The following is a 24,614-nucleotide window of genomic DNA, read 5'->3' as shown; positions in this document are numbered from 1 at the left end:
AACCAGAAGTAGATGCCGGCGTAGGTCGCGAACACGATGGTGCCGAAGAGCACGTAGTGGAAGTGCGCCACCACGAAGTACGAGTCGTGCAGGTGGAAGTCCAGCGGCGGGCTCGCGAGGATGACACCGGTCAGACCCCCGAAGAGGAAGGTCACGATGAAGCCGACCGAGAACAGCATCGGCGATTCGAAGGTGATCTGGCCCTTCCACATCGTGCCGATCCAGTTGAAGAACTTCACACCGGTGGGGACGGCGATCAGGAAGGTCATGAACGAGAAGTACGGCAGCAGCACTGCGCCGGTGGCGTACATGTGGTGCGCCCACACGGCGATGGACAGCGCCGCGATCGCCATCGTGGCGTAGACCAGGCCGGTGTACCCGAAGATCGGCTTGCGGGAGAAGACCGGGAAGATCTCCGAGACGATGCCGAAGAACGGCAGTGCGATGACGTACACCTCGGGGTGACCGAAGAACCAGAACAGGTGCTGCCACAGGAGCACGCCGCCGGTGGCGGGGTCGTAGATGTGGCCACCGAGGTGACGGTCGACGAACAGGCCCATGAAGGCGGCGGTCAGCAGCGGGAACACGAGCAGGATCAGCAGGCTGGTGATCAGGATGTTCCAGGTGAAGATCGGCATCCGGAACATGGTCATGCCCGGTGCACGCATGCACACCACGGTGGTGATGAAGTTGACGGCACCGAGGATGGTGCCCAGACCCATCACGCCGAGGCCGAGGATCCAGAAGTCGGCACCGACACCCGGGGAGTGGATTTCACTGGTGAGCGGCGTGTAGGCCGTCCAGCCGAAGTCCGCGGCGCCGCCGGGGGTGACGAAGCCGAGCATCACGATCGTCGCGCCGAACAGGTACAGCCAGTAGCTGAAGGCGTTCAGGCGCGGGAAGGCGACGTCGGGAGCGCCGATCTGCAGCGGCAGGATGTAGTTCGCGAAGGCGAACACGACCGGCGTCGCGTACATCAGCAGCATGACCGTGCCGTGCATCGTGAACAGCTGGTTGAACTGCTCGTTCGACAGGAACTGCAGGCCGGGGACCGCGAGCTCGGTGCGCATCAGCAGTGCCATCAGGCCGCCGATGAGGAAGAAGGCGAACGAGGTGACCATGTACATGATCCCCAACATCTTGGGATCTGTGGTCGTGATCATCTTGTGGATGAACGAACCCTTGGGTCCCTGCCGCGGCGGGTACGGCCTTGCTGCAGCTATCTCTGGGACTGGCTGGGGCGCTACGGCAGTCACTAATCCTCCTGAATGCGCGCTCGACCTCGGGCTGGAGGCGAACGGTCTCTGGCTTGCGCTCATCGAATCGTAGACCCTCCCCGAAACGGTCGCCCTCCGGGTCCTACTCGCTGTCGTACTCGACTCGCGAGGCTACCTGGAGCGGAGCCGACAACCACACTCGACTGCTGTGCCACACCTCACATTCCGGACGGGGGGACGTGACTCCACCACGGGCGAAGAGCGCGAGTTAGGGTGCACTTACCCCCCTCGCAATACAGAAGGACGACCCGTGCTTGTTCTCCCCTCCCGTCCCGTCCGGCTCGCTGCGGCCCTGCTGACCACCGGACTCCTCGTCACCGGTTGCGGTGCGGCCGACGCAGCCGACGAGTCTTCCGCTGCGGCCGGCGCCGACGCGACCGGCTTTCCCCGGACCGTCGAGCATTTCCGCGGTTCCACCACGATCGAGAGCGAACCGACCCGTATCGTCGCGCTCGACACGAGTTACGCGGATGCCGTGCTGCTCCTCGAAGCACCGCTCGTCGGACACGTCGACTACCGGACCGAAGGTTTCCCCGACTATCTCGGCGACTCGCGTGAGTACGCGGCCGACGCCGTGTCGGTCGGGAAGACCGCGGACGTGAGCCTCGAACAGGTGGCCGCGCTCGAGCCGGATCTCATCCTCTCGGCAGAGGTGCGTGACGGGGAGAACTACGAGGAACTGTCCGCTATCGCCCCGACCGTCTTCTCCCAGTCGACCGGGCCGACGTGGAAGGACAACATCCGGCTCGTCGCGCAGGCCATCGGCAAGGAGGACCTCGCCGAGCAGAAGATCTCCGAGTACGAGGAACGCGCCGCAGCCATCGGTGCGGACATCAACGCCACGGCAGGCAACCCGACGATCTCGATCGTCCGCTTCGCCGGTGAGCCGACGGCCCGGCTGTACCGCACCAGCTCGTTCAGCGGCGTCGTACTCGAGGACGCCGGTCTCGCCCGCCCGGCGAGCCAGGGCCCCGATCCGTCGGATCCGTCGAGCATCATGAACGCTGTCAGCCCCGAACTGATCACCGAGGCCGAAGCGGACGTCATCTTCGTCACCACCTACGACCTCGGCGACGGCAAGGCACAGGCGGCGGCCCAGCCGTTCGTCACCAATCCCCTGTGGCAGAACCTGCAGGGGCGGAAGGTCGAGGTGGACGACAGCGTGTGGATGATGCCGGTGAGCATCCAAGGAGCCCACCGCATCCTCGACGACCTTGCGGACACCTTCGGAGTCGACCGCCACGACCGGATAGCCTGAGCCGTCCGATCCGAGCAGCGTCCTACAGGAGTGGTCCGACGTGATTTCCGTGCACCGGTCACGAGCAGTGCTCGTCGCAGCCGTCGCTGCGGTGACGACAGCCCTGGCCGGGTGCTCCACCCCGCCCGACGACGACGCCTCCGAGATCGTGCGCACCACCACGCGTATCGCCGGAGCGTCGGTCGTGGGTATCGACCGGGACACGTCGACCGCATGCCCGCTCCCCTCCCCGCCCGATCCGGGGCAGCCCAGCAACGGCACCCGGCCGGTCCTGCACACCGCAGGCCGGTCGGATGTGCCCGCCGACCCGCAGCGCATCGTCGTCCTCGACTCCGCGGCGCTCGACGCGGTGTGCGCCCTGGGTCTGTGGGAGCGCGTCGTGGGAGCGAGCGCCGAGATCTCCGGACGGCCGGAATATCTCGGCACCGGGATCGGCGAGTTGCCGGCCGTGGGAGCTGCCGGCGCTCCGGACGTCGCGGCGATCGAGCGTGCGCAGCCGGATGTGATCCTCGGGTCCTCCGCCGCTCCCGACGTCTACACCTCGCTGAGCGCTGTCGCACCCACCGTGCTGGTCGGGTCCGATCCGGTGTTCTGGAGAGAACAGTTCGTGCGCGTCGGTGAGGCGCTCGGGCGCACGGAGGCAGCCCGTCGCGTCCTCGACGACTACGCGACGGCGGCACACGATCTGGGCCGCGAGCTGGTCTCCTCCCAGACCCAGGCGTCCATCGTGCGGTTCACCGCCGACGGTCCCGGGGTGGAGGGCACTGCATCGTTCGCGGGGCAGGTGCTCGGCGACGTGGGAGCGGCCCGTCCGCCGGCCCAGCGGTTCGCGGTGGTCGACGGACAGCCCTGGCAGGCCGTCGACACGGAGGACCCGGCTGCCGCCGACGGCGACGTGATCTTCGTCCGCTTCGCCGGTGAGGACGGACTCGGGGCCGGCACCGACTACATGCAGACCGACGAGTGGCTCGATCTCGGGGCCGTTCGCGACGGCCGTCTGTTCTCCGTGAGCGACGACGTGTGGTCGACCCCCGGACCGGTCGCCGCGCGGGCGATCCTCACCGATCTGACCTACACCCTCAACGGCTACTCGAACTGACCGCCGGCTCGCCCGGCGGCAGCCTGCCCGCCGGTATACAAACGATGGCGTGCCGATACCCGATTTCGTCGTCCAGCTCCGCTCACACGTAGGAACCGCTCCCCTGTGGCTGCCGGGGGTGAGCGCGATCGTCACGGACGAGCACGGTCGCGTCCTGCTCACCCGCCGCGCCGACAACGGGATGTGGGCGGTGGTCTCCGGCATCCTCGAACCCGGCGAGGAACCGGCGGTCGCCGCGGTCCGCGAGGTACTCGAGGAGACGGGTGTCACCGCCGAGATCGTCCGGTTGACGAGCGTCGACGTCACGGCGCCCATCACCTATCCCAACGGCGACGTCGCGCAGTACCTCGACGTGTGCTTCCTGCTCCGCGCGACCGGCGGGGACGCACGTGTCGCCGACGACGAGAACCTCGAGGTGGCGTGGTTCGCGCCGGACGCGCTCCCCGAACCGCTCACCGAGACATCACGCCTGCGGCTCGGGAAGGCGCTCGCCGGTCGTGCGGAGGCCTGGTTCCGTCAGTAGGCGGTGTTGATCGGACCCGGGCTCCACAGCCCGCTGCGCGTGACGGTGGTGGTGTCGAGTTCCGCGGTCTCCGTGGCCGAGTCGATCGGTGTGTACTGTTCGATCGCTCCCCAGTCGCGGTCCCAGTCGTGATCGAGATACGACGGGATCGTGCGCGCCCGCAGCAACTGGTCGGTCCAGCCGAGCGGACCACCACCGTGGTGGTCCTGCCACAGATCGGTGGAGATGGCACCGACCCGGTCCGGCAGGATGCGGTACTCGGGAATCTCGGCGATGCCGTTGCGGTGCACCATCTGACGCTGGCACGGGAAGTTGAGACCGACCGCCCAGTCCAGCAGGACCGGTGTGTCGCTCCCGACGACCTGCTGCAGCGTCCGGGTCTGCGGCACGCGCGGCGGGGTGAACGCGAGCCACTGCTCCGGCGCCAGATCGTTGTCCGAGGCGACGATCCGCACCGCGTCGGCCTCGCCGGGCAGCGTCTCCATCGGGACCCGCAGATTCCTCCACGACGGCGCCGGACCGATGTCGATCGGCAACGCCCGTCCCAGCGCGATGACACCGCCGTCGGCGCCGGTGCTTCCGTATTCGAGTTCGAGTCGCTGGCCGTAGGTCTCGGTGCCGTCGGCGTCGACCGAGAAGATCCGTCCGGCCGCAGCGATGGTGACGAGATCCCCGCGGGAGCCGTTCGCGTCCGGCTCGGGCAGCCGGAACCAGGCGCTCGTGACGTCGCCGAGGGTCGACCCGTGGCTACCCAGCACGGGGGTGGTCGCCGGGTCGAGACCGAACGGCATTGCGACGGTGCTGCCGTTGATCCCGACGCTGCCGGTGCCGCCGCCGGTGCCCCCGGTGCCCCCCGTCGAGCTCTGATCGTTGTTCGTGTCGACGGTGTTGGCGGTACCGGCAGACGCCGAGTCGTCGTCCGGGGTGAGATCGAGCGCGACCCCGCCCGGAGTGAACCCGTCCCCTCCTCCGGCGTCGAGGGAGGTCGCCGCGTCGGCGCCGATGGGAGTGAGTACCGAGGCGTTCGGATCCGTTTCGAGCAGCACGTCGTTCGCCAGGGCACACGAGTTGCCGGTGAGGGTGTCGAGATTGGATCGTGCCACCGAATAACCCGGATACTGCGCGATCGCACCCTTGGCCAGTGACAGCACCTCGAACACCACCATCGCGGCGGCGGCGACCGTCAACGGCGGCACCGCCCACCAGCGCGCCGGAGAGTCGGTGCGCGTCGAGGCGACGGGATGGATGTGCCACCACGCGGCGAGCAGCAAGGCCGCGACCGTCACCGCGAAGAAGACGGTGGAGAAACCGAATCCGGCGACCGACGGCGGCTTGTCCCACCACGGCACCCCGTAGCTCGAGACGTACCACCAGCCGTTGGGGCCGATGAACGACATGGTCACCACGAACGACACCGCCGCGGCGAACAACGCCCGGTTGCGTCGCGAGCGCAGTACAGCGGGGCCGGTGGCCACGGCGGCGAGCATCGCCACCGCAGCCGCGAGACCGGCGTAGATACCGAAGTGGTGGGTCCACTTCGTCGGCGCGAACATCATCAGCACCAGCGCACCGAGGGTGATGCCGACGATGCGCCGGGAGGGACCCTGCGCGGTGCCCGGGATGTGCCCACCGCGGCGCAGCATCGCGACGACCGCCACCGCCAGGCACAGCACCAGAGTGAAGACCGCGAACCTGCGGGCCAGAGAGCCGTCCACGGTGATCTGCAGTAGGTACTGGTAGCGCAGGTACTCCTGGAACCACGGCACGTTCGGACCGACCTCGTGCGCGTGCTGCATTTCCAGCACTGCCGCGAGGGTCTGGTCGGCGAAGACCGGTACCAGGATCACCAGTCCGGCCGCGACCAGCGGAGCGAGAACCGGCAGCCATCCCAGGCTGCGCGCGCGTCGATGGAGGATGCGGGCGATCGGGCGGGCACCGGCGATCAGCGCGGCGAAGCAGATGATGCCCGACGGTCCGGCGGTCACGGTGAGCGCGGCGACGAGGATCGCCGCCGCCGCCGGCAGCAGACGCCGGGTGGCGATCGCGCGTTCGAGCAAGCACCAGGTCAGCACGACACCGGTCGCGACGATCGGCTCCGGACGCAATCCGTTGTTCAGCGGCAGCCAGAACGCCAGGAACACCAGGGCCCCGGTCCACAACGGGAGCCGGTTGCGGCGTAGCGCCACGCCGAGACGCGGAGCGACCTCGCGGCTGAGCACCCACCAGCACAGGATCCCGGCGGTCAGGGCCGGTAGCCGCATCCAGAGGCTCGCCGTCGAGATCTGGGTCATCGCGGCGAGGACGTCGTAGAAGGGTGTGCCGAACGGTGCTTCGGGCACACCGAACCACCGGAAGTAGTTCGCCATGTACCCGGCCTCCCCCGCAGCGCGGGCCATTCCGAGCTGGTAACCGTCGTCGGCGGTGTTCGCCCCGATGACGTGCCAGAGAAGCAGGGTTCCGACGACCAGCGCGTCGATGCGGGTGAACGACCACCACGACGCCGGCAACAGGCGGCGGTGGCGGCGGCCGTCGGTGCGGTCGAGCCGGGCCAGCGTCCACAAGGCCAGTGCTGTGGCCACCACCGCGACGATCATCGCGACGATCTTCAGCATCGTCGGAGACGTCGTGAACCGGGTGTCGACGGTCGCGGTGACCGAGACGCCGTCGAGCGCGGGACCGGGCAGGTCGGTGAAGATGCCGACCAGCTGAGGTCGCAGGTCGCGATCGACGGTCCGCTCCCCCGCCGCGGCCGACCCGGTGATCGTGGCGACGGTACGTTCCGAGTTCGAGGACAGGGTGACCGCACAGTCCCCGGACAGCTCGTCCACCGGTGCCGCCGCAAGCATCGTGTTGCGGGAGATCACCTCGAACATCGCCGGTCCGTCGTCACCGGCGGACCGGACCCGGACGATCAGCCCGTAGCGCTCACGATCGGGAGCTCCTTCCGGGAGGGTGGAGAACACGGTGCCGCCGTCCGGCAGCGCTTCGCGCACGGACCGGCACTCGATCGTGGCGTCGAGATCGACCGGCGCGTAGGACACCAGCGGAGCCGAGATACCGGTCTTGCTCTCACTCTGCGGCCATTCGAGGGTTGCGGTGGTCTGCGTCACGGGCAAGAGCGGTATCGCGATCGATGCGACGATCCCCACCACGGCGGCGAGTACCGCCCACAGCCGGGTCCGCTGCTCGACCACCCGTCTGCCGGACTGCGAGCGTTCCGATGTCACCGGCCGAGGCGAGCCCGACGCTTCTCTTGTCTCGGTCACGAGGAGCGATGCTATAGGTGAGCGGCCGGGCCGCGAAAAACACGCGATCCCGTACACGGGCGCTCCGGCGCCGGTGTACGGGATCGATGCGTGCAGCGTGCCCGGTCAGAAGTCCCAGTCGTCGTCTTCCGTGACGACGGCCTTGCCGATCACGTAGGAACTGCCGGAACCCGAGAAGAAGTCGTGGTTCTCGTCGGCGTTGGGCGACAGCGCCGACAGGATGGCCGGGTTGACGTCCGTTTCGTCCTTGGGGAACAGCGCCTCGTACCCGAGGTTCATCAGCGCCTTGTTCGCGTTGTAGCGCAGGAACTTCTTGACATCCTCGGTGAGCCCGACCTGGTCGTAGAGGTCGGCCGTGTAGTGGGTCTCGTTGTCGTACAGCTCGTAGAGCAGCTCGAACACCCAGTCCTTGAGCTCGTCGCGCTCGGTCTGCGTGATCGTCTCCAGGCCGCGCTGGTACTTGTAGCCGATGTAGTAGCCGTGGACGGCCTCGTCGCGGATGATCAGGCGGATCATGTCGGCGGTGTTGGTGAGCTTGGCCCGCGACGACCAGTACATCGGCAGGTAGAAGCCCGAGTAGAACAGGAACGACTCGAGCAGCGTCGAGGCGGCCTTGCGCTTGAGCGGGTCGTCGCCCTTGTAGTAGTCGAGGATGATCTGGGCCTTGCGCTGCAGGTGCTCGTTCTCCTCCGACCAGCGGAAGGCGTCGTCGATCTGCCGGCTCGAGCACAGCGTCGAGAAGATCTGCGAGTAGCTCTTCGCGTGCACCGACTCCATGAAGGCGATGTTCGTCAACACCGCCTCCTCGTGCGGGGTGACCGCATCGGGGATGAGCGAGACCGCACCGACCGTGCCCTGGATGGTGTCGAGGAGCGTCAGGCCCGTGAAGACCCGCATCGTCAGTTCCTGCTCGTATTCGGTGAGGGTGCCCCACGACTGGATGTCGTTGGAGACGGGCACCTTCTCCGGAAGCCAGAAGTTGCCGGTGAGGCGATCCCAGACCTCGGCGTCCTTGTCGTCGGGGACGCGGTTCCAGTTGATCGCGGAGACGCGATCGATGAGTTTGACGCGCATGCCGTCGGCCGGCGAGTGTGCTGCTGCAGTCATCGGTTACCTACCTGAATTGTGTGCTGATGCAAGGACTGTCACGAAGTGCGGGTCACAGCATGCAGGAGACGCAACCCTCCACCTCGGTCCCCTCGAGCGCCATCTGCCGCAGACGGATGTAGTACAGGGTCTTGATTCCCTTGCGCCACGCGTAGATCTGGGCCCTGTTCACGTCGCGGGTGGTGACGGTGTCCTTGAAGAACAGCGTCAGCGACAGGCCCTGGTCGACGTGCTGCGTCGCGGCGGCGTAGGTGTCGATGATCTTCTCGTAGCCGATCTCGTACGCGTCCTGGAAGTACTCGAGGTTCTCGTTCGTCATGTAGGGCGCCGGGTAGTAGACACGCCCGATCTTGCCCTCCTTGCGGATCTCGATCTTCGACGCGACCGGGTGGATCGAGCTCGTCGAGTGGTTGATGTACGAGATCGAACCGGTGGGCGGAACCGCCTGCAGGTTCTGGTTGTAGATGCCGTGCTTCTGCACGGACTCCTTCAGCTCGCGCCAGTCCTGCTGCGTGGGGATCGCGATGTCCGACTCGGCGAACAACTGGCGAACCCGCTCGGTGGCCGGCTCCCAGACCTGATCGGTGTACTTGTCGAAGAACTCACCCGAGGCGTACTTCGACTCCGGGAAGCCCTTGAAGTACGAGCCTCGCTCGATCGCGATCTTGTTCGACGCGCGCAGGGCGTGGAACAGCACCGTGTAGAAGTAGATGTTCGTGAAGTCGACGCCTTCTTCGGACCCGTAGAAGATGTGCTCGCGGGCGAGGAAGCCGTGCAGGTTCATCTGGCCGAGGCCGATGGCGTGGGATTCGTTGTTGCCCCGCTCGATCGACGGAACGGACGAGATCGTCGTCTGGTCGGAGACCGCCGTCAGGCCGCGGATGGCGACCTCGATGGTCTGCGCGAAGTCGGGAGAGTCCATCGTCTTCGCGATGTTCAGCGAGCCGAGGTTGCACGAGATGTCCTTGCCCACATGGCTGTAGGACAGGTCGTCGTTGAACTCCGAGGGCGTCGAGACCTGCAGGATCTCCGAGCACAGGTTCGAGTGCGTGATCTTGCCGGCGATCGGGTTGGCCCGGTTCACCGTGTCCTCGAACATGACGTAGGGGTAGCCCGACTCGAACTGCAGCTCGGCGACGGTCTGGAAGAACTCGCGCGCCTTGATCTTCGACTTGCGGATGCGCTTGTCGTCGACCATCTCGTAGTACTTCTCGGTGACGTCGATGTCGGCGAAGGGCTTTCCGTAGACGCGCTCGACGTCGTACGGCGAGAACAGGTACATGTCCTCGTTCTTCTTCGCCAGCTCGAACGTGATGTCGGGGATGACGACGCCCAGCGAGAGGGTCTTGATACGGATCTTCTCGTCGGCGTTCTCGCGCTTGGTGTCGAGGAAGCGGTAGATGTCGGGGTGGTGCGCGTGCAGGTAGACCGCGCCGGCACCCTGACGGGCACCGAGCTGGTTGGCGTAGGAGAAGGAGTCCTCGAGCAGCTTCATGATCGGAATGACGCCGGAGGACTGGTTCTCGATCTTCTTGATGGGTGCGCCGTGCTCACGAATGTTGCTGAGCAGCAAGGCGACACCGCCACCACGCTTGGACAGCTGCAGCGCGGAGTTGATGGAGCGGCCGATCGACTCCATGTTGTCCTCGATGCGGAGCAGGAAGCAATTGTGCACCACAGCGCCGCGAATCGTATAGGTATGTGTGCCCTCGACGTGCAGGTTGTACACCTTGCTCGGCGTCTCGTCGGTCTTCGCGATCTCGCGGATTCCGTAGACATGACGCCCGTGCGCCACCTGATAGGTCGTGCGCTTGGTGCCCTTCCGCCCGAGATAGTTGTGCAGGTTCTTGCCGACGTCGAAGATGAAGTCTTCGTTTGTACCGGGCACCCCGGGGACGAACACATGGCCCGTCACATTGCCCGCTTGGTTGATGTAGTGGCGAACGACCGACACGATTCCCAGGCGGCGCAGGATCAACTGCACCTGATCCACCAGTTCCGGATTGACGAGATCGAGGATCATGCCGCCAGTGGTGCTGCAGCCGTCGCCCCTGAACAAGCCCGCAAGCAGACCGCGCTGAAACTCTTCATCGGCAGTCATGACATCGCGCGTCAGGCGTTTCGTACTGTAACCGGTCCCGGCAAGCGACAGCAGCAATGACGCCACCACCTTGCTGTTGCAACCCATCTTGATCGAGTGGTCCGACAGGTTGGTGGACTGAGAGAGTTCGACGCCGAATACTTGCTTGAACGCCGCCGCCAGATCTGCCTGGTACTCGACCTCGTGTGCACCGAGAGTGAAGTGAACACCATTGGGTTGCACACCGTCGATACCCGCACGCTTGGATACGTAGCCTTCGGCAACATACCAGCCGAGAATCAGTCCGAACTCGTACGATTCCTCGACGTATCGGTTGACACCGACGAAGCGTTGACTGTGACGCTGCTTGTTCCGATGCTTGGCATCAACGTTCACCTTACGAATCAGACCGTCGACCTCTTCGTACAGTCCGTTACCAACATGGTCCATGAGGTCGAAAACGCGCTTGTCGCGCTCACCCAACGGCGCCGCGGTGACAATGAAGTCGGTCGGGCGCACGTCCTGGGCAGCGAGCCATACGAAACCGTTGAAGGGATCCGCTCCATCGCCGTCGATCAAGGTCTCGACATCACGCTCGGTCCACACCAGGATGGGATGCTCCGGAGTGCACCGAATCGGCTCTTTGTGCCCGAAGTGCGAAATCGACACCAAAGCTTGATCATTCGGGTTCTCGATCAGCTCCTCGACCGCGTGGTATGCCCCGTCGTGCGACAGGACCAGATCCCCCGCCTGCAGGGTCTCGATAGCCCGCTGACCGTCGATCGTGTCGATGAGCGTACCGGCGGGAAAGCACGAGACGGGCTCGCCGCGCTGCTTCTTGCCCGAGTTGAGGAAGGTCGGGGTGGCCGGTTGGAAGCGGCCGGAGATGATCTCGTCGACGAGGTGCCGGGCCAGGATCTCGTCGCCGTCAGCGAGAGTCAGGGCGACCATGCACACGCGGTCCTCGAACCGCTCGAGGTAACGCTTGCCGTCGAACGTCTTGAGCGTGTACGAGGTGTAGTACTTGAACGCACCGAGGAAGGTCGGGAACCGGAACTTCTTCGAATACGCATGGTCGAACAGCGATTTGACGAACGAACGCGAGTACTTGTCGAGCACCTCGGGCTCGTAGTAGTTCTCCTCGACGAGGTAGTCGAGCTTCTCGTCGAGGTTGTGGAAGAAGACCGTGTTCTGGTTGACGTGCTGCAGGAAGTACTGGCGGGCGGCGGCCACATCCTTGTCGAACTGGATCTCGCCGTTGGGGCCGTACAGATTCAACATCGCGTTGAGCGCGTGGTAGTCGAGATCCTTGATCGAATCGTCGAGGGGTGCGCTCGTGGCGGGATCGGGATCGGTAATGGTCACAGTGCTGTCCCCACTTGTCGGAGTTAGGAAACGGCCGCGCAGTCACGTCCGCGACGCGCGTCGAATACGGATACGGATGTGGCTCAGGCGTTCTGGAGAACGGACTCCCAGAATCGGGCGAGACCGTCGCGGACACGCTCCACGTCGTCGGTCGTGCCCATCAACTCGAATCGGTACAGATACGGCACCTTGCACTTGCGCGCGACGATGTCGCCCGCGAAACAGTACGAGTCGCCGAAGTTGGTGTTACCCGCCGCGATGACACCGCGGATCAGGCTCCGATTGTGCTCGTTGTTGAGGAACCGGATGACCTGCCGGGGAACGTAGCGGGTATCGCGACCGGTGGCGGTCGTCCCGCCACCGTAGGTCGGCACGATCAACACGTACGGTTCGTGGACCTCGAAAGTGCCCTCCCGATCGTGCAGGGGGATCCGGCTGGCCGGAATCCCGAGCTTCTGCACGAATCGGTGGGTGTTCTCGGATGTACTCGAGAAGTACACCAGCGACGTTCCCTGGATCGACACCAGCGAAGCCATCGGTAGTCACCACTCTTCATTCGATTGCGAAGACCGGCCCGGGCGGACACGGCGCATTTCCGCCCGGAGACGACGACGATCGGGCCGCTGCGAACGCGGCCCGGGCTCAGGCAGCGACGGTGAGCGCCTTGATGCGGTCGGGGCGGAAGCCCGACCAGTGGTCGTCGCCGGCGACGACGACGGGCGCCTGGAGGTAACCCAGGGCCATGACGTAGTCGCGGGCCTCGGGGCTCTCGCTGATGTCGACGACGTCGTACTCGATGCCGGCCTTGTCGAGGGCACGGTAGGTGGCGGTGCACTGGACGCAGGCAGGCTTGGTGTAGACGGTGATGTTCATGAATGCCCCTTTTCCGACGGCCGTGGGCGGCCTGACGACTGACTGCTGTGCGTTACCCGGAAACCCACGAATCCGTCCGATCCCGCTTCCCCGAGAGATCGTCGGCACTTGTGGCCTTCCAGCGGTCTAGACACTACACCTTGTGCCCACCGGATACACAGAACCCAGGATGTTGTGACTTACAAAGGTGATATTCCCAGGTCGCAACCCTCCCTCCACGGCGTTTCGGGCGCGTCTCGGCGTGTCGTCGCGAGGCGCCCGGGAGAGACCTCGAGCACAAGTGTGGCGGGTGCCACCGACAACTTCGGGCCGTCACCGCGGGAACCTCTCCGGACCGCCTGCGCGGAGGGCCGCGGGCAGGAAGAATGACTCCTCGTGTTCCCGGTTCGCGCGATGGCCGCCACCCTCCTGGCACTGTCCCTGTGCACCGCCTGCGACCCGCGCCGCACATGCGAACCGATCGCCGCCCCGCTCGACGAGACGAGCACCGCGTGCCCCCGCTTCGGCATCAGCACCCCGGGGGGCCCGGTGGCCGTCGACGAGTACCGCGCGGTCGCCGAGGCCGTCGGCACGGCGCCGGGCGCGGTGTTGTGGTTCGTCGACTTCCCCTCCCCTCCTCCCATCGGCGCCCTCGACATCGTGCGGGCCTCGGGCGCGGACCCGATCGTCACGTGGGAACCCTGGATACGCCGCGACCACGACTACGACCGGACGTCCGTGACCATGAGCGACATCGCCGCCGGCGTCCACGACGACCACCTCTACCGCTGGGCCGACGAGCTCGCCGCCTGGGGTGGGAAGGTCTATCTGCGATTCGCCCACGAACCGAACGGGGACTGGTACCCCTGGAGCCCTGCGGCAGGGACCCCGCCGGAGACGTATGTCGCCGCGTGGCGGCATGTGCACGATCTGTTCGCGTCGAAGAACGTCGAGAACGTGCGCTGGATCTGGACGGTCAACGTCCCGCACGAGGGCAGCAGTCCCATCGCCCCCCTGTATCCGGGTGACGAGTACGTCGATGTCGTCGGAGTGGACGGCTACAACTGGGGCACCACCCGGCCGTGGAGTCGGTGGCAGTCCCCCGAGGAATTGTTCGGACCGACGTTGGACGAACTCGGCCGGCTCGCTCCGGGGCGTCCCCTCGCTGTCACGGAGGTCGCGAGCGCGGAGGCCGGTGGATCGAAGCCGGACTGGATCCGGGATCTGGTGGGTTACTTGGACAGTCACCCGGCGGTCACAACATTCGTGTGGTTCCATCACAACAAAGAAACCGATTGGCGCTTGACCAGCACGCCCGAGTCCGCGGGGGCGCTGAGCGACGCTCTGTACAGGAGACACATCGCACGATGACAGCCGAGGCGTCGCTCCTCCCCGAACATCTCGAGAACGAACGCATGCGTGACGTGGAGCTGCTCGAACTGCTCGACACCCCCCACGAAGAACGGTTCGACAAGATCACCCGCATCGCGTGCCGCGTGTTCGGTGTCCCGATGGCTTCGCTCTCGCTGATGGATCGCGATCGGCAGTGGTTCAAATCGATCCTCGGACTGGAGCTCTCCGACGTACCGCGCGAGAGGACGGTGTGCCGCACCACGATCGCCCGGGCCTACGCGCAACCCGAGGATCCCGTACTCGTCCTCCCGGATGCCGCCTCCGATCCCGCCTTCGCGGACATCCCCGGTATCGGCGGAAAGGGGGGCATCCGGTTCTATGCGGGCTATCCCCTGTACGGACCCAACGGTCACCCCGTGGGCACCTTCTGCATCTACGACACCGAGGAGCGGAACCTCGACGCGGATCAACTCGACACCTTCGCCGAGCTGGCCGAGTGGGCCCAACGTGAACTCGATCGCGCCGACGAACTCGACCGCGCCGCCGAGATCCAGAACCAGCTCCTCCCCCGGCCGCTCCCGGACCTTCCCGGTTACGAGATGGCCACGATCTGCCTGCCCGCCTTCATGGTGGGCGGTGACTTCTACGACCACTACCGGCTCCGCGACGGGATCGTGATCACCGTCGCCGACGTCATGGGCAAGGGCCTGGGCGCCGCCATCCTGTCGTCGGCCGTGCGCTCCTCGATGCGGGGGGTCGCGCGGGTGCTCGAGCGTTTCGGGACTCGTCCGGTCGGCGTCCTCGACACCGGGATGACTCTGACCGTCGGCGCCGAACACCTCGCCGACGACTTCGAGCACACCGGGACGTTCGTCACTTCCTTCCTCGCCGCGCTCGAGTTCTCCACGGGAGACATCGATTACGCCGATGCCGGGCACGGGCTGGCCGCGATCCGCCGCGCCGACGGTACGGTCGAACCACTGACGAGCGGTGGTGGTCCTCCGCTGGGGATCTTTCCCGCGACCACCTGGAGGTCCGAGACCGCGCGGCTCGATGCGGGCGACATGCTCGTGATCTGCTCCGACGGCCTGCTCGACCTGCTCGACGAACAGAGCGACCCGGCGGCTCTGTGCCGTTTCGTCGCCGACCGGGCCGACCCGGAAGAACTGGTGGCCGCCGCGCGTGCGCTGGCGGAGAGCAATCCGCCGCTCGACGACGTCACGGTGGTCGCGCTACGCCGGGAGACGGCGTCGTGAACGCGGTCACGAAGGAGGGCTACCCGTCCCCCTTCCTGCGCGTCCTCATCGTCCTCACGGTCATCGTCGGGTTGAACTACATCGTCTGGCGCTGGCTGTTCTCCGTGAACTGGGATGCGTGGTGGATCGCGGTCCCGCTCGTTCTCGCCGAGACGTACAGCCTGATCGATTCGCTGCTGTTCGCGTTGACGATGTGGCGGTTGAGGAGACGTCCCGAGCCGCCCATCGCACCCGCCGGCATGACGGTCGACGTCTTCATCACCACCTACAACGAACCGGTCGATCTGGTGTTGCGCACGGCAGCAGCCGCGCAGCGCATCCGCTATCCGCACCGCACGTGGATCCTCGACGACGGAGCCCGGCCCGAACTCGCCGCGGCCGCAGCCGAACTCGGCGTCGACTACATGACGCGGTCGGCGAGCTGGACGAACAAGCCCCGTCACGCCAAGGCCGGCAATCTCATCAACGCCCTGCTGCACTCCGACGGCGAGTTCCTTCTCATCCTCGACGCCGACCAGATTCCCGAGCCCGAGATCCTCGACCGCACACTCGGATACTTCACCGACGACAGCATGGCACTGGTCCAGACGCCGCAGTACTTCACCAATGTGCCCGACTCCGATCCGCTCGGCAGTCAGGCGCCGTTGTTCTACGGGCCGATCCAGCAGGGCAAGGACGGCTGGAACGCGGCCTTCTTCTGCGGGTCCAATGCGATCCTGCGACGTGAAGCACTCATGCAGCTCGGCATCGCCGGCTATGTCCAGGCCGTCGAGGACGGTGTGGAACGCACCCTGCGCACCGCGGGAAGGGTGGTCGACCGGGCACGCCGGAAAGTGCCCGCCGACCAGCCGGACGTGGCCGCGGCACTCGACTCGGTGCGCCGTGCCGTGCGCACGGCACGCGGCGAACTCCGGACCGGTGCGGCACTCGCCGACGTCACCTTCCGTTTCCAGCAGACGGTCGACGCCGCCGCGCGCAGCATCGTCGACGCCGACTTCGGCAGCATCCGGGCCGATCTCGAGGAGATCGCAGCGCTCGACGCGCACGGCACCGATGCGCTCACGATCGACGACACCGTCCTCGAACGCCTCGCCGACCGCGAGTGGTCACCGCTCGGCGCGCTCGAATCGATCCGCGCGATGATCCGCGCCGTCGATGTCGACCGTGCAGAGGAGGCCGAGCCGATGCTGGCGTTGGCCACGATCTCCGTGACCGAGGACATGGCCACCTCGATGCGCCTGCACGGCGCCGGCTGGAAGTCCGTCTACCACCACGAGATCCTCGCCTACGGGCTCGCCCCGGAGGATCCGAAGACGATGGTCACCCAGCGACTCCGGTGGGCACAGGGCACGATCCAGGTGATGCTGCGGGAGAACCCGCTCGTTCAGAAGGGCATGACCGTACCCCAGCGCCTGATGTACTGGTCGACGATGTGGAGTTATCTTTCCGGCTTCGCAGCGCTCGCCTATTTCGCGGCGCCGGTGATCTATCTCGTCTTCGGGATCCTGCCGGTCGAGGCGTTCAGTCTCGACTTCTTCTCGCGACTGGTCCCGTTCCTCATCCTGAGTCAGTTGCTGTTCTTCATCGTGGGCCGCGGGACGCCGACCTGGCGGGGCCAGCAGTACAGCCTCGCGCTCTTCCCGGTGTGGATCAGGGCGTGCTGGACGGCCTTCCTCAACGTGTACTTCGACAAGCCGCTGGACTTCGCGGTCACGCCGAAGACACGCCAAGGGGGCGAAGGTGTCCCGTGGTATCTGTTCCGGCAGCAGCTGCTCGTCATGGCGCTGCTGGTGGTGGCGGCGGTCATCGGCACCGTGCGGCTGTTCCTCGGCGACATCTCGGTGCTGGGAGTCACCGCGAACCTCGTCTGGGTCGTGTTCGACCTGTTCATTCTCTCGGTGGTGATCCAGGCAGCTCGCTACCGTGGACCCGAAAGCGAAGGAGATCGATGAGCCACTACGAAACCCGCCAGGTGGGAACGAGCACGGTCGTGCAACCCACCGGTCGCCTGAACATGGTTGCGGCACCGCGCCTGCGCGAGCAGTTGCGCGATCTCGTCGAGAACGGATCCCACCGGCTCGTGGTCGACCTGAGCACAACCGATTTCATCGACTCCTCCGGGCTCGGCGCACTCGTCTCCGGGTTGAAGGCGGCCCGTCAGGCCGGCGGCGACCTGCGGATCGCCGCACCGACCGCCCAGGTACAGAGCGTGCTCGCGCTCACCCGGCTCGACCGGGTGCTGACGACACACGATTCCGCGGATGTGGCCTTCGATGGCGACTGACCGGTCACCCGAAGCGCAACCGGCCGAGGGCCCCTCGGGGCGGTGGGAGCTGTCCGCCACGACGAGTGAAGGCACCCTCGACCGGATCATGGATCTGGTCGCCGAGATGTTCGCCGCCGAGGAGCTCGACGATTCGGATCGCATGCAGTTCGAGATCGCGGTCGCCGAGATCGGCGCGAACATCATCGAGCATGCCGGCCGGGGAGACGCGGTCTCGGTGGCGCTGACCCTGGAACTCCATCCGGATCGTCTCGAGGCCGTGTTCGTCGACGACGGCGCCCCGGCCCGGGTGGATCTGCGTTCGGTCGAGCTCCCCGACGCACTCGCCGAACGCGGCCGAGGGCTCGCCATCGCCCTCGCCGCGCTCGACGAACTCCGGTACCGCCGTCAGGCGGGCATCAATCGCTGGACACTCGTCTGTTATCGATCCGAGGGGTCAGGGCAAGCCGACCAGTAGGTCGTCGAGCCGGGCGGGCAGGTGCCGCACCCGCACTCCGGTCGCGTGCCACAGGGCGTTGACGACCGCGGCGGCGCTGCCGACGATCCCGATCTCACCGATCCCCCGCGAACCCATCGGTGTGGCGTGCAGATCTTCGTCGTCGAGCCACTCCGCTTCGATCCCACGGATGTCCGCGTGGGTCGGCACATGGTATTCGGACAGGTCGTGATTGACGACGTGCCCGAAGCGCGCGTCACGGATGCTCTCCTCGAACAAGGCCATCGAGATCCCGAACGACATCCCTCCGATGAACTGCGAACGTGCCGTCCGCGGATTGATCACCCGTCCCACGGAGAACAGGCCGAACATCCGCGGCACCCGGATCTCCCCGGTGTCGGCGTCGACGTGTACTTCGGCGAAGTGCGCGCCGAAGGACTGCGCGGTGTAGTGCTCCAGTTCGCGGTTCTCGGCTGCCGACGCGGACAGCTCCGCGCCCACCGGCGGATCGTCACCGAAGCGCTTGCCGAATCGCTCCGCGGCCGTGACGATCGCGGTGCCCCAGGACGAGGTACCCGAGGAGCCACCGGCCACGGTGCCGTGGGGAAGCGCGCTGTCGCCGATCTCGAGGTCCACGTCCTCGGGCCGGCATCCGAGGGCGTCGGCGGCGATGAGCGTCAGCGCCGTCCACGCACCGGTGCCGAGGTCGGTCGCTCCGATGCGGACGGAGTAGCGGCCCTCCCCCAGATGCCGGATGTGTGCCTCCGAACCGGGATTGACCATGTGCGGATAGGTCGCGACCGCCACGCCGGTACCGATGAGCGTGTTGCGTCGCCGACGGGTGCCGGGTTCGCGATCCGACGGATCCCACCCGAATCGCTGTGCGCCCTCTCGGAGGCATTCGACGAGACGCCGCGACGACCACGGCTTCCCCGTCTCGGGATCGGCTTCGGGTTCGTTGCGGATGCGCAGTTCGATCGGGTCGATGCCGAGTTCGGCGGCGAGTTCGTCCATCGCGACCTCACCGGCGAACATGCCGGGGGCCTCACCGGGAGCGCGCATCCAGAAGGGCGCCGGGACGTCGAGTGTGATCGCGCGGTGGGATGTACGGATATTGTCCACGGCATAGAGATTGCGCAACGGCACCGCCGCCTGTTCGACGAACTCGGTGACCCGGGACGACTGTGCGAACACCTCGTGCACCAGGCCGGTGACCCTGCCGTCGCGGTCGGCCGCGAGCCGGACCCGCGACGCCGTCGGCGACCGGTAGCCGACATAGGCGAACATGTCCGGCCGGGAAACCGCGAACTTGACCGCCCTCCCGGGGAGGGCCCGTGCTGCCAATCCGCCGAGCACGTCGTGCGCGTGGGGGCCACCCTTCGAGCCGAATCCCCCACCGATGTACGGACAGACCACCCGCATCCGGTCGGCGTCCAGGCCGAACACCGGGGCGAGGGTCTCGACAACACCGTGCGGGTGCTGCGTCGAGGTGTACAGGGTCAGGGTGTACGCATCGGCCGTACCGTTCGACGGAACCACGTCGCTCCGCCACACTGCAACGACGGTGTGCGGTTCGAGCGGGTTGTTGTGCTCCTCGGGTGTGGAATACCACTGGTCGACCACAGTGTCGGCACGGGCGAACGCAGTGTCGACATCGCCCCGCTCGGAATCGGGCTCGTAGCCACCGTTGACCGTCTCGGGCGTGTAGGCATCGGGATGGTCGGCGCGGAAGAGGGCGTCGTGTGGTTCCTCGCTGTATTCGACCTCCAGCAGAGAGCATGCCTCGCGGGCGATCTCGAGACTCTCCGCGACGACCGCTCCGATGATCTGCCCTCGGTACAGCACGTCGGGTGTCTGCAGGACGGAGTACTCGCCTTCGGCCTCGTCGGTGAGCCTCGGGGCGTTCCAGGGCGTGAGCACCTTCAGCACCCCGGGTACCGCTTCGGCGGCGGCCGTGTCGATCCGGTCGACCCGGCCCCGGGCGACGGTGGAGGTGAGCGGCACGAGGAAGACCGGATCGTCGACCGGGTGCTCGTAGGCGTACGGCGCCGTCCCGGCGACCTTCGCCGGTCCGTCGATTCGCGCGGTGGAGCGTCCGCCCGCTCGGATCGGCTCGGGGCTCATGCGGATTCACCTCGTTCCCGTCGTTCGTCGAGTTCGCGCAGGGTCGCCACCACGGTTCGGCGCAGCAACGGGATCTTGTAGGCGTTGCCGTCGAGGGGGCTCGCGCCGGCGAGTTCGGCCTCGGCCGCGGCGGCGAAGACCTCGCCGGAGGGCTGCTGCCCGAGAAGTGCGGCTTCCGCTCGATGCGCCCGCCACGGACGGTGCGCCACCCCTCCGAACGCGAGGCGGCAACCGGTGATCGTCCCGTCCGCCACGGTCATCTCGGCCGCCACCGAGACCAGCGCGAAGGCGTAGGACGCACGGTCGCGCACCTTGCGGTAGGTGGACAGCGAACTCTGCGATGCCGGGATCCGCACGCCGACGACGAGGTCGTCGCGTTCGAGCACGGTGTCGCGCTCGGGAGTGCCGCCGGGAAGCCGGTAGAAGTCCTCCACCGCGATCGCACGTTCACCGTCCGGGCCGAGGACGAGGACTTCGGCGTCGAGCGCGAGCAAGGCGACCGCCATGTCGGACGGGTGGGTGGCCACACAGTGCTCCGACGCACCGAGTATCGCGTGGTAGCGGGTATATCCGCCGATGGCGGAGCAACCGGTGCCGGGTTCGCGCTTGTTGCAGGGGGTGGTCACATCCCGGAAGTACGAACAGCGCGTGCGCTGGAGCAGGTTGCCGCCGGTGGTCGCGGTGTTCCGGAGTTGGGGCGAGGCACCGGACAGCAGTGCGCGCGACAGCATCGGATAGTTGCGCCGCACGAACGGATGGGCGGCGAGGTCGCTGTTGCGGACGTTGGCACCCACCCGGATTCCTCCGTCCGCCGACTCCGCGACGGTGTCGAGAGGCAGATGCGAGACGTCGACGAGGAGCTCGGGGGTCGCGACGCCGAGTTTGAGATGGTCGACCAGATTCGTTCCGCCCGCGAGGAAGACCGCGCCCGGGTTCTCGTGCACGACGGCGACCGCAGCGGCGGGATCGGCCGGTCGCTCGTACCGGAGGGAGCTCACCGTGTGTCCTCCCTACCGACTCGGCTGTCTCCGCTCGCGACGGTGCGGATCGCCGCGACGATGTTGGGATAGGCGGCGCAGCGGCACAGATTGCCGCTCATGCGTTCGCGGATCTCGTCGTCGTCGAGGTCCGGCGCGTGCTCGAGGTCCGCCGTGACGTGGCTCGGTGCCCCGTCGGCGAATTCGTCGAGCATCCCCACAGCGGAGCAGATCTGGCCGGGAGTGCAGTAGCCGCACTGGAAGGCGTCGTCCTCGATGAACTGTGCCTGGAGGGGGTGCAGTTCCCCGTCGGCGAGTCCGGCGGCGGTGACGATCTCGGCGCCGTCGTGCGAGACGGCGAGGGCAAGGCACGAGAGGGCACGACGGCCGTCGATCAGCACGGTGCATGCTCCGCACTGACCGAGATCGCAGCCCTTCTTCGGGGAGGTGATCCCGAGGCGGTCGCGCAGCGCGTCGAGCACGGTGGTGCGGACGTCGATCGGGACGCGACGCTCCACCCCGTCGACGTGAAGAACGATGTCGAGATCGGGTCGGTGGCCGGTATCGGTTCTCGTGTCCCCGGTTGTCATGGGCAAACCTCCGAACGGTGGGCTGTGTTCGGGGCATTCCCGCTGCAGGCCGCATCGAACCGTCGAGAACACGACGCGCCGAACTTCCGGCGGTGCGACGGACCCGCAGAGACGCGGACACCCGCGGTGCCGGAGACCTCGGGAGTCTCCGGCACCGCGGGTGTCGGGGTCGATCGGCCCACCGGAGGGCGGACGTTCCGATCAGGCGTTCGCGAGCACCTTGGTGGCGTCGGCGAGTGCAGCGACGACCGCAGCGACCTGCTGCGCGGTCTCGGCGTGCTCCTTGGCGTGGACGCCGGAGAACTTACCGAAGGTCTCACCGACGGACAGCGAACCGCCGTCGACGATCGTGCCGCCGGCGATTCCGACGGTCTTGACCGTGTCCTCGAGAGCCCACTTCGCGGCGTTCCGGCTGGGCGACTGACTGACGACGGCGACGGGCTTGCCGCTCAGCGCGCCGGCCCCGTAGGGACGGGACAGCCAGTCGACGGCGTTCTTGAGCACCGCGGAGACGGTGCCGTTGTACTCGGGCGTGACGATCAGCAGCGCATCGGCGTCGGCGGCAGCGTCACGCAGGGCCACGGCAGCAGCGGGAGCCGCATCGCCGTCGAGGTCCTCGTTGTAGAAGGGAACGTCGGCGAGGCCCTCGTAGAGGGTCACCTCGACGTTCTCGGCGGCGGTCTCGGCGGCGGTCTCGGCGAGCTGTCGGGAGACGGAGCCGTCGCGCAGGCTGCCGACGAGGGCGAGAACTCGGGTCATGGGAACATCCTCGGGTCGAAGTGGTTGACTACGCAATGTTAAACGGACCGCGGTCCGCTTTATTCCCCGCCCCGCTAGTGTGTGACCTTGTGAACACCCGCCCCCTCCCGCACGCGGACGGTCGAGCACTGCCCCTGGCGAACGATCGGGTGCTGCCCCTGGCGGAGGAGCAACTCTCCGAACGGGGTGACGCTGCGCGTAACCGGTCCCGCCTCCTCGACGCCGCCACCCTGCTCGTCGCCGAACGCGGCGTCGACGCCGTGACGATGGATGCCGTCGCAGCGCGTGCCGGGGTCGGTAAGGGCACCGTCTTCCGCAGGTTCGGTTCCCGCGCCGGCCTCGTCCGCGCACTGCTCGACCACAGCGAGCGCGAGTTCCAGCACGGTTTCCTGTTCGGCCCGCCGCCGCTCGGCCCGGACGCCGAACCCCTCGACCGGCTGATCGCCTTCGGCCGTGCCCGCATCGAGCTCGTCGAGGTACAGGGCGAACTTCTCCGCGCAGCCGAGGCCGCCGGGGATTCCCACTACTCCGCCCCCGCCCACCTGGTCTCGCTCGCCCACGTCGACGCCCTGCTGCGCGCCGCCGACGTCGGCGGCGACACCCGATTGCTGGCGACCTCGCTGGTGGCGTCGCTCGAGGCGACGCTCGTGCTCCACCAGTGGCGCGAGCTCGGCTACCCGCTGCGCCGACTCGCCGACAACTGGGCCGAACTGGCACACCGCGTCGTCACGGGCCGAGGTAGCCGCAAATCCGGGTCGAGCGCCGTACCGTAACGGTATGTTTCGTACATTCCGGGTATGCGCGCTGGTCTGCCTGGCTGCCGTGGCCGCCGCGTGCAGCACCGAGCCGGATCCGGCCGGCAACTCCGCAGACGACCTCACCGGTCGCACCTTCGTGTCGACGAACGTGACGGGCACCCAGATCCCCGGCGACGGACCGCTGGTGGTCGCGTTCCCGGAGGACGGACGCATCTCGGCGACCGCCGGATGCAATCGCTTCGTCGGCGGCGTGGACCTGTCCGACGGCACGGTGAAGACATCGGACCTCGCGAGCACGATGATGGCCTGTCCACCCGAGCGAGAGAGCGCCGACGCCTGGCTCACCGCCCTGTTCCGAGCGGAACCCCGCTGGTCGCTCGACGGGAACTCCGTCACCCTGACCGGCGACGACATCACCGTCTCCCTCGAGGACGAGAAGGTCGTCGACCCCGACCGTCCGATCGCCGGCACCGAATGGGTCGTGACGTCGCTGCGCACCGCCGACGCCGTGACCACCTCGACGGCACTGGAGAACGCTGCGCCGACGCTCGTGTTCTCCGAGGACGGCACCGTCACCGGCAACACGGGCTGCAACGAGTTCGGCGGCACCGCGGAAGTCGGTGACGACGTCGTCCTGTTCGAACCGCTCACCATGACCCGCGCCGCCTGTGCCGACCCCGAGGTCACCACCATCGAGACACATATCCTCGAGGTGCTCGCAGGTGAGACCACCTACAGCATCGAGGGTTCGTCGATGACGCTCACCGCGCCGAACGGCACCGACGGACTGGAGTTCACGGCCCGCTGATCCGTTCTCGGTACCGTGAGACGCATGCCGGGAGCAGTCCGCATCGTCGCCGTCCTCGCTCTGGGGGCAGTGCTGTCCGGATGCGGAATCGGAGGATCGCCGTCCGATCCGATCGGCCGCCGCTACGTCTCCACCGAGGTCACGGGTCGGCCGATCCCCGGGGGTGGCCCGCTGGAATTGTCGTTCCCCGCCCGGGAGCGGCTCGCCGCATCCGCCGGATGCAACCGGTTCACGGGCACCGCCGACCTGTCCGGAGGACGGATCCGAGCCGGAACCCTGGCGTCCACGAGGATGGCGTGCCCACCCCCGCGCGACGGCGCCGACGACTGGGTGCGGACACTGTTCGCGAGCACACCCCGATGGACGCTCGACGGGGAGGCCCTCACCCTGACCACCGGATCGGTGACCGTCACGCTCACCGAACGCACGAACGGGCGCTGAG

Annotated in this window: 20 protein-coding genes and 3 pseudogenes; 11 read left to right on the top strand and 12 right to left on the bottom strand. The window is 67.1% G+C overall.

Features of this window, described 5'->3' with window-relative positions:
* On the bottom strand, nt 1-1,256 hold a 1,256-nt coding region (locus PV766_RS09575; RefSeq protein ID WP_421096923.1), incomplete at its 3' end, for a cbb3-type cytochrome c oxidase subunit I.
* Nucleotides 1,257-1,527: 271 nt separating this feature from the next.
* On the opposite strand from PV766_RS09575, the gene PV766_RS09570 reads away from it, so the two are divergent.
* Genes PV766_RS09570 through PV766_RS09560 form a run of 3 tightly spaced genes read left to right on the top strand, consistent with a single transcriptional unit; the run spans nt 1,528 to nt 4,157 of the window.
* Nucleotides 1,528-2,535 (top strand): ABC transporter substrate-binding protein, encoded by a 1,008-nt coding sequence (locus PV766_RS09570; RefSeq protein WP_421096922.1) that lies wholly within the window; start codon nt 1,528-1,530, stop codon nt 2,533-2,535.
* A gap of 40 nt (nt 2,536-2,575) precedes the next feature.
* On the top strand, nt 2,576-3,634 hold the full coding sequence (locus PV766_RS09565; protein WP_421096921.1) for an iron-siderophore ABC transporter substrate-binding protein: 1,059 nt from the start codon (nt 2,576-2,578) through the stop codon (nt 3,632-3,634).
* Between the two features lie 49 nt (nt 3,635-3,683).
* Entirely contained in the window at nt 3,684-4,157 is a 474-nt protein-coding gene (locus tag PV766_RS09560; RefSeq protein WP_064065035.1) for an NUDIX hydrolase, read from the top strand.
* On the opposite strand, the gene PV766_RS09555 is transcribed toward PV766_RS09560, so the two are convergent.
* From PV766_RS09555 to PV766_RS09525, 7 genes and pseudogenes are all read right to left on the bottom strand, one after another.
* Complete coding sequence (locus PV766_RS09555; RefSeq protein WP_421096920.1) at nt 4,151-7,384, bottom strand: arabinosyltransferase domain-containing protein; 3,234 nt, start codon at nt 7,382-7,384, stop codon at nt 4,151-4,153. The genes PV766_RS09560 and PV766_RS09555 overlap by 7 nt on opposite strands.
* A 144-nt stretch (nt 7,385-7,528) precedes the next feature.
* Nucleotides 7,529-8,530: a class 1b ribonucleoside-diphosphate reductase subunit beta gene (gene nrdF / locus PV766_RS09550; protein WP_129976359.1), complete on the bottom strand. Its 1,002-nt coding sequence runs from the start codon at nt 8,528-8,530 to the stop codon at nt 7,529-7,531.
* Nucleotides 8,531-8,582: 52 nt separating this feature from the next.
* A pseudogene (gene nrdE, locus PV766_RS09545) lies at nt 8,583-10,199 on the bottom strand (class 1b ribonucleoside-diphosphate reductase subunit alpha); the annotation flags it as partial.
* Nucleotides 10,200-10,223: 24 nt separating this feature from the next.
* Nucleotides 10,224-11,411: pseudogene (locus tag PV766_RS09540) on the bottom strand (LAGLIDADG family homing endonuclease); the annotation flags it as partial.
* Nucleotides 11,412-11,417: 6 nt separating this feature from the next.
* Nucleotides 11,418-11,975: pseudogene (locus tag PV766_RS09535) on the bottom strand (ribonucleotide reductase N-terminal alpha domain-containing protein); the annotation flags it as partial.
* An 83-nt stretch (nt 11,976-12,058) separates the two neighbouring features.
* On the bottom strand, nt 12,059-12,511 hold the full coding sequence (nrdI, locus tag PV766_RS09530) for a class Ib ribonucleoside-diphosphate reductase assembly flavoprotein NrdI (RefSeq protein WP_064065039.1): 453 nt from the start codon (nt 12,509-12,511) through the stop codon (nt 12,059-12,061).
* A gap of 106 nt (nt 12,512-12,617) precedes the next feature.
* Entirely contained in the window at nt 12,618-12,848 is a 231-nt protein-coding gene (locus PV766_RS09525) for a redoxin NrdH (RefSeq protein ID WP_016933773.1), read from the bottom strand.
* 393 nt (nt 12,849-13,241) lie between these two features.
* On the opposite strand from PV766_RS09525, the gene PV766_RS09520 reads away from it, so the two are divergent.
* Genes PV766_RS09520 through PV766_RS09500 form a run of 5 tightly spaced genes read left to right on the top strand, consistent with a single transcriptional unit; the run spans nt 13,242 to nt 18,177 of the window.
* On the top strand, nt 13,242-14,198 hold the full coding sequence (locus PV766_RS09520; protein ID WP_421096919.1) for a glycoside hydrolase family 26 protein: 957 nt from the start codon (nt 13,242-13,244) through the stop codon (nt 14,196-14,198).
* Nucleotides 14,195-15,436: a PP2C family protein-serine/threonine phosphatase gene (locus PV766_RS09515; RefSeq protein WP_421096918.1), complete on the top strand. Its 1,242-nt coding sequence runs from the start codon at nt 14,195-14,197 to the stop codon at nt 15,434-15,436. Before PV766_RS09520 ends, PV766_RS09515 begins: the two co-directional genes overlap by 4 nt.
* Nucleotides 15,433-17,388, top strand: coding sequence for a glycosyltransferase (locus PV766_RS09510; protein ID WP_255161325.1), 1,956 nt, complete (start codon nt 15,433-15,435; stop codon nt 17,386-17,388). The genes PV766_RS09515 and PV766_RS09510 overlap by 4 nt, the downstream gene beginning before the upstream one ends.
* Nucleotides 17,385-17,720, top strand: coding sequence for an STAS domain-containing protein (locus PV766_RS09505; protein WP_026003014.1), 336 nt, complete (start codon nt 17,385-17,387; stop codon nt 17,718-17,720). The genes PV766_RS09510 and PV766_RS09505 overlap by 4 nt, the downstream gene beginning before the upstream one ends.
* Nucleotides 17,710-18,177: an ATP-binding protein gene (locus PV766_RS09500; RefSeq protein ID WP_084421957.1), complete on the top strand. Its 468-nt coding sequence runs from the start codon at nt 17,710-17,712 to the stop codon at nt 18,175-18,177. The genes PV766_RS09505 and PV766_RS09500 overlap by 11 nt, the downstream gene beginning before the upstream one ends.
* On the opposite strand, the gene PV766_RS09495 is transcribed toward PV766_RS09500, so the two are convergent.
* The 4 genes from PV766_RS09495 to PV766_RS09480 all read right to left on the bottom strand — a co-directional run bounded on the left by PV766_RS09495 (nt 18,157) and on the right by PV766_RS09480 (nt 22,606).
* On the bottom strand, nt 18,157-20,280 hold the full coding sequence (locus tag PV766_RS09495) for a xanthine dehydrogenase family protein molybdopterin-binding subunit (protein ID WP_421096917.1): 2,124 nt from the start codon (nt 20,278-20,280) through the stop codon (nt 18,157-18,159). The genes PV766_RS09500 and PV766_RS09495 overlap by 21 nt on opposite strands.
* The gene (locus tag PV766_RS09490) at nt 20,277-21,278 is read right to left on the bottom strand and encodes an FAD binding domain-containing protein (protein ID WP_064065043.1); all 1,002 of its coding nucleotides are present in this window, start codon (nt 21,276-21,278) and stop codon (nt 20,277-20,279) included. The genes PV766_RS09495 and PV766_RS09490 overlap by 4 nt, the downstream gene beginning before the upstream one ends.
* Nucleotides 21,275-21,847 carry a 2Fe-2S iron-sulfur cluster-binding protein gene (locus tag PV766_RS09485; protein WP_064065044.1) on the bottom strand — a complete coding sequence of 191 codons (573 nt, stop codon included), beginning with the start codon at nt 21,845-21,847 and terminating at the stop codon, nt 21,275-21,277. Before PV766_RS09485 ends, PV766_RS09490 begins: the two co-directional genes overlap by 4 nt.
* 201 nt (nt 21,848-22,048) lie before the next feature.
* Nucleotides 22,049-22,606 carry an NAD(P)H-dependent oxidoreductase gene (locus PV766_RS09480; RefSeq protein WP_064065045.1) on the bottom strand — a complete coding sequence of 186 codons (558 nt, stop codon included), beginning with the start codon at nt 22,604-22,606 and terminating at the stop codon, nt 22,049-22,051.
* A gap of 89 nt (nt 22,607-22,695) precedes the next feature.
* Here PV766_RS09480 and PV766_RS09475 point away from each other — a divergent pair, with 89 nt between their 5' ends.
* From PV766_RS09475 to PV766_RS09465, 3 genes are read left to right on the top strand one after another with little or no spacing between them, the layout of a single operon-like run.
* Nucleotides 22,696-23,379, top strand: coding sequence for a TetR/AcrR family transcriptional regulator (locus tag PV766_RS09475; RefSeq protein WP_064065046.1), 684 nt, complete (start codon nt 22,696-22,698; stop codon nt 23,377-23,379).
* A 4-nt stretch (nt 23,380-23,383) separates the two neighbouring features.
* On the top strand, nt 23,384-24,172 hold the full coding sequence (locus PV766_RS09470; protein ID WP_255161329.1) for an META domain-containing protein: 789 nt from the start codon (nt 23,384-23,386) through the stop codon (nt 24,170-24,172).
* Between the two features lie 24 nt (nt 24,173-24,196).
* On the top strand, nt 24,197-24,613 hold the full coding sequence (locus PV766_RS09465; protein ID WP_016932936.1) for an META domain-containing protein: 417 nt from the start codon (nt 24,197-24,199) through the stop codon (nt 24,611-24,613).
* Nucleotide 24,614: the final 1 nt, after the last annotated feature.

It is taken from the genome of Rhodococcus sp. As11, from assembly GCF_048957735.1.
In the GTDB taxonomy this organism is placed as follows: Bacteria; Actinomycetota; Actinomycetes; order Mycobacteriales; family Mycobacteriaceae; genus Rhodococcus; species Rhodococcus gordoniae.
This window is presented reverse-complemented; position numbering and strand designations above follow the sequence as displayed.

What these genes read in the sequence shown, in the direction of transcription:
- nrdF (WP_129976359.1), bottom strand. Translation starts at nt 8,530, where the DNA reads ATGACTGCAGCAGCACACTCGCCGGCCGACGGCATGCGCGTCAAACTC.
- nrdI (WP_064065039.1), bottom strand. Translation starts at nt 12,511, where the DNA reads ATGGCTTCGCTGGTGTCGATCCAGGGAACGTCGCTGGTGTACTTCTCG.
- PV766_RS09525 (WP_016933773.1), bottom strand. Translation starts at nt 12,848, where the DNA reads ATGAACATCACCGTCTACACCAAGCCTGCCTGCGTCCAGTGCACCGCC.
- PV766_RS09520 (WP_421096919.1), top strand. Translation starts at nt 13,242, where the DNA reads ATGGCCGCCACCCTCCTGGCACTGTCCCTGTGCACCGCCTGCGACCCG.
- PV766_RS09515 (WP_421096918.1), top strand. Translation starts at nt 14,195, where the DNA reads ATGACAGCCGAGGCGTCGCTCCTCCCCGAACATCTCGAGAACGAACGC.
- PV766_RS09505 (WP_026003014.1), top strand. Translation starts at nt 17,385, where the DNA reads ATGAGCCACTACGAAACCCGCCAGGTGGGAACGAGCACGGTCGTGCAA.
- PV766_RS09500 (WP_084421957.1), top strand. Translation starts at nt 17,710, where the DNA reads ATGGCGACTGACCGGTCACCCGAAGCGCAACCGGCCGAGGGCCCCTCG.
- PV766_RS09495 (WP_421096917.1), bottom strand. Translation starts at nt 20,280, where the DNA reads ATGAGCCCCGAGCCGATCCGAGCGGGCGGACGCTCCACCGCGCGAATC.
- PV766_RS09485 (WP_064065044.1), bottom strand. Translation starts at nt 21,847, where the DNA reads ATGACAACCGGGGACACGAGAACCGATACCGGCCACCGACCCGATCTC.
- PV766_RS09480 (WP_064065045.1), bottom strand. Translation starts at nt 22,606, where the DNA reads ATGACCCGAGTTCTCGCCCTCGTCGGCAGCCTGCGCGACGGCTCCGTC.
- PV766_RS09470 (WP_255161329.1), top strand. Translation starts at nt 23,384, where the DNA reads ATGTTTCGTACATTCCGGGTATGCGCGCTGGTCTGCCTGGCTGCCGTG.
- PV766_RS09465 (WP_016932936.1), top strand. Translation starts at nt 24,197, where the DNA reads ATGCCGGGAGCAGTCCGCATCGTCGCCGTCCTCGCTCTGGGGGCAGTG.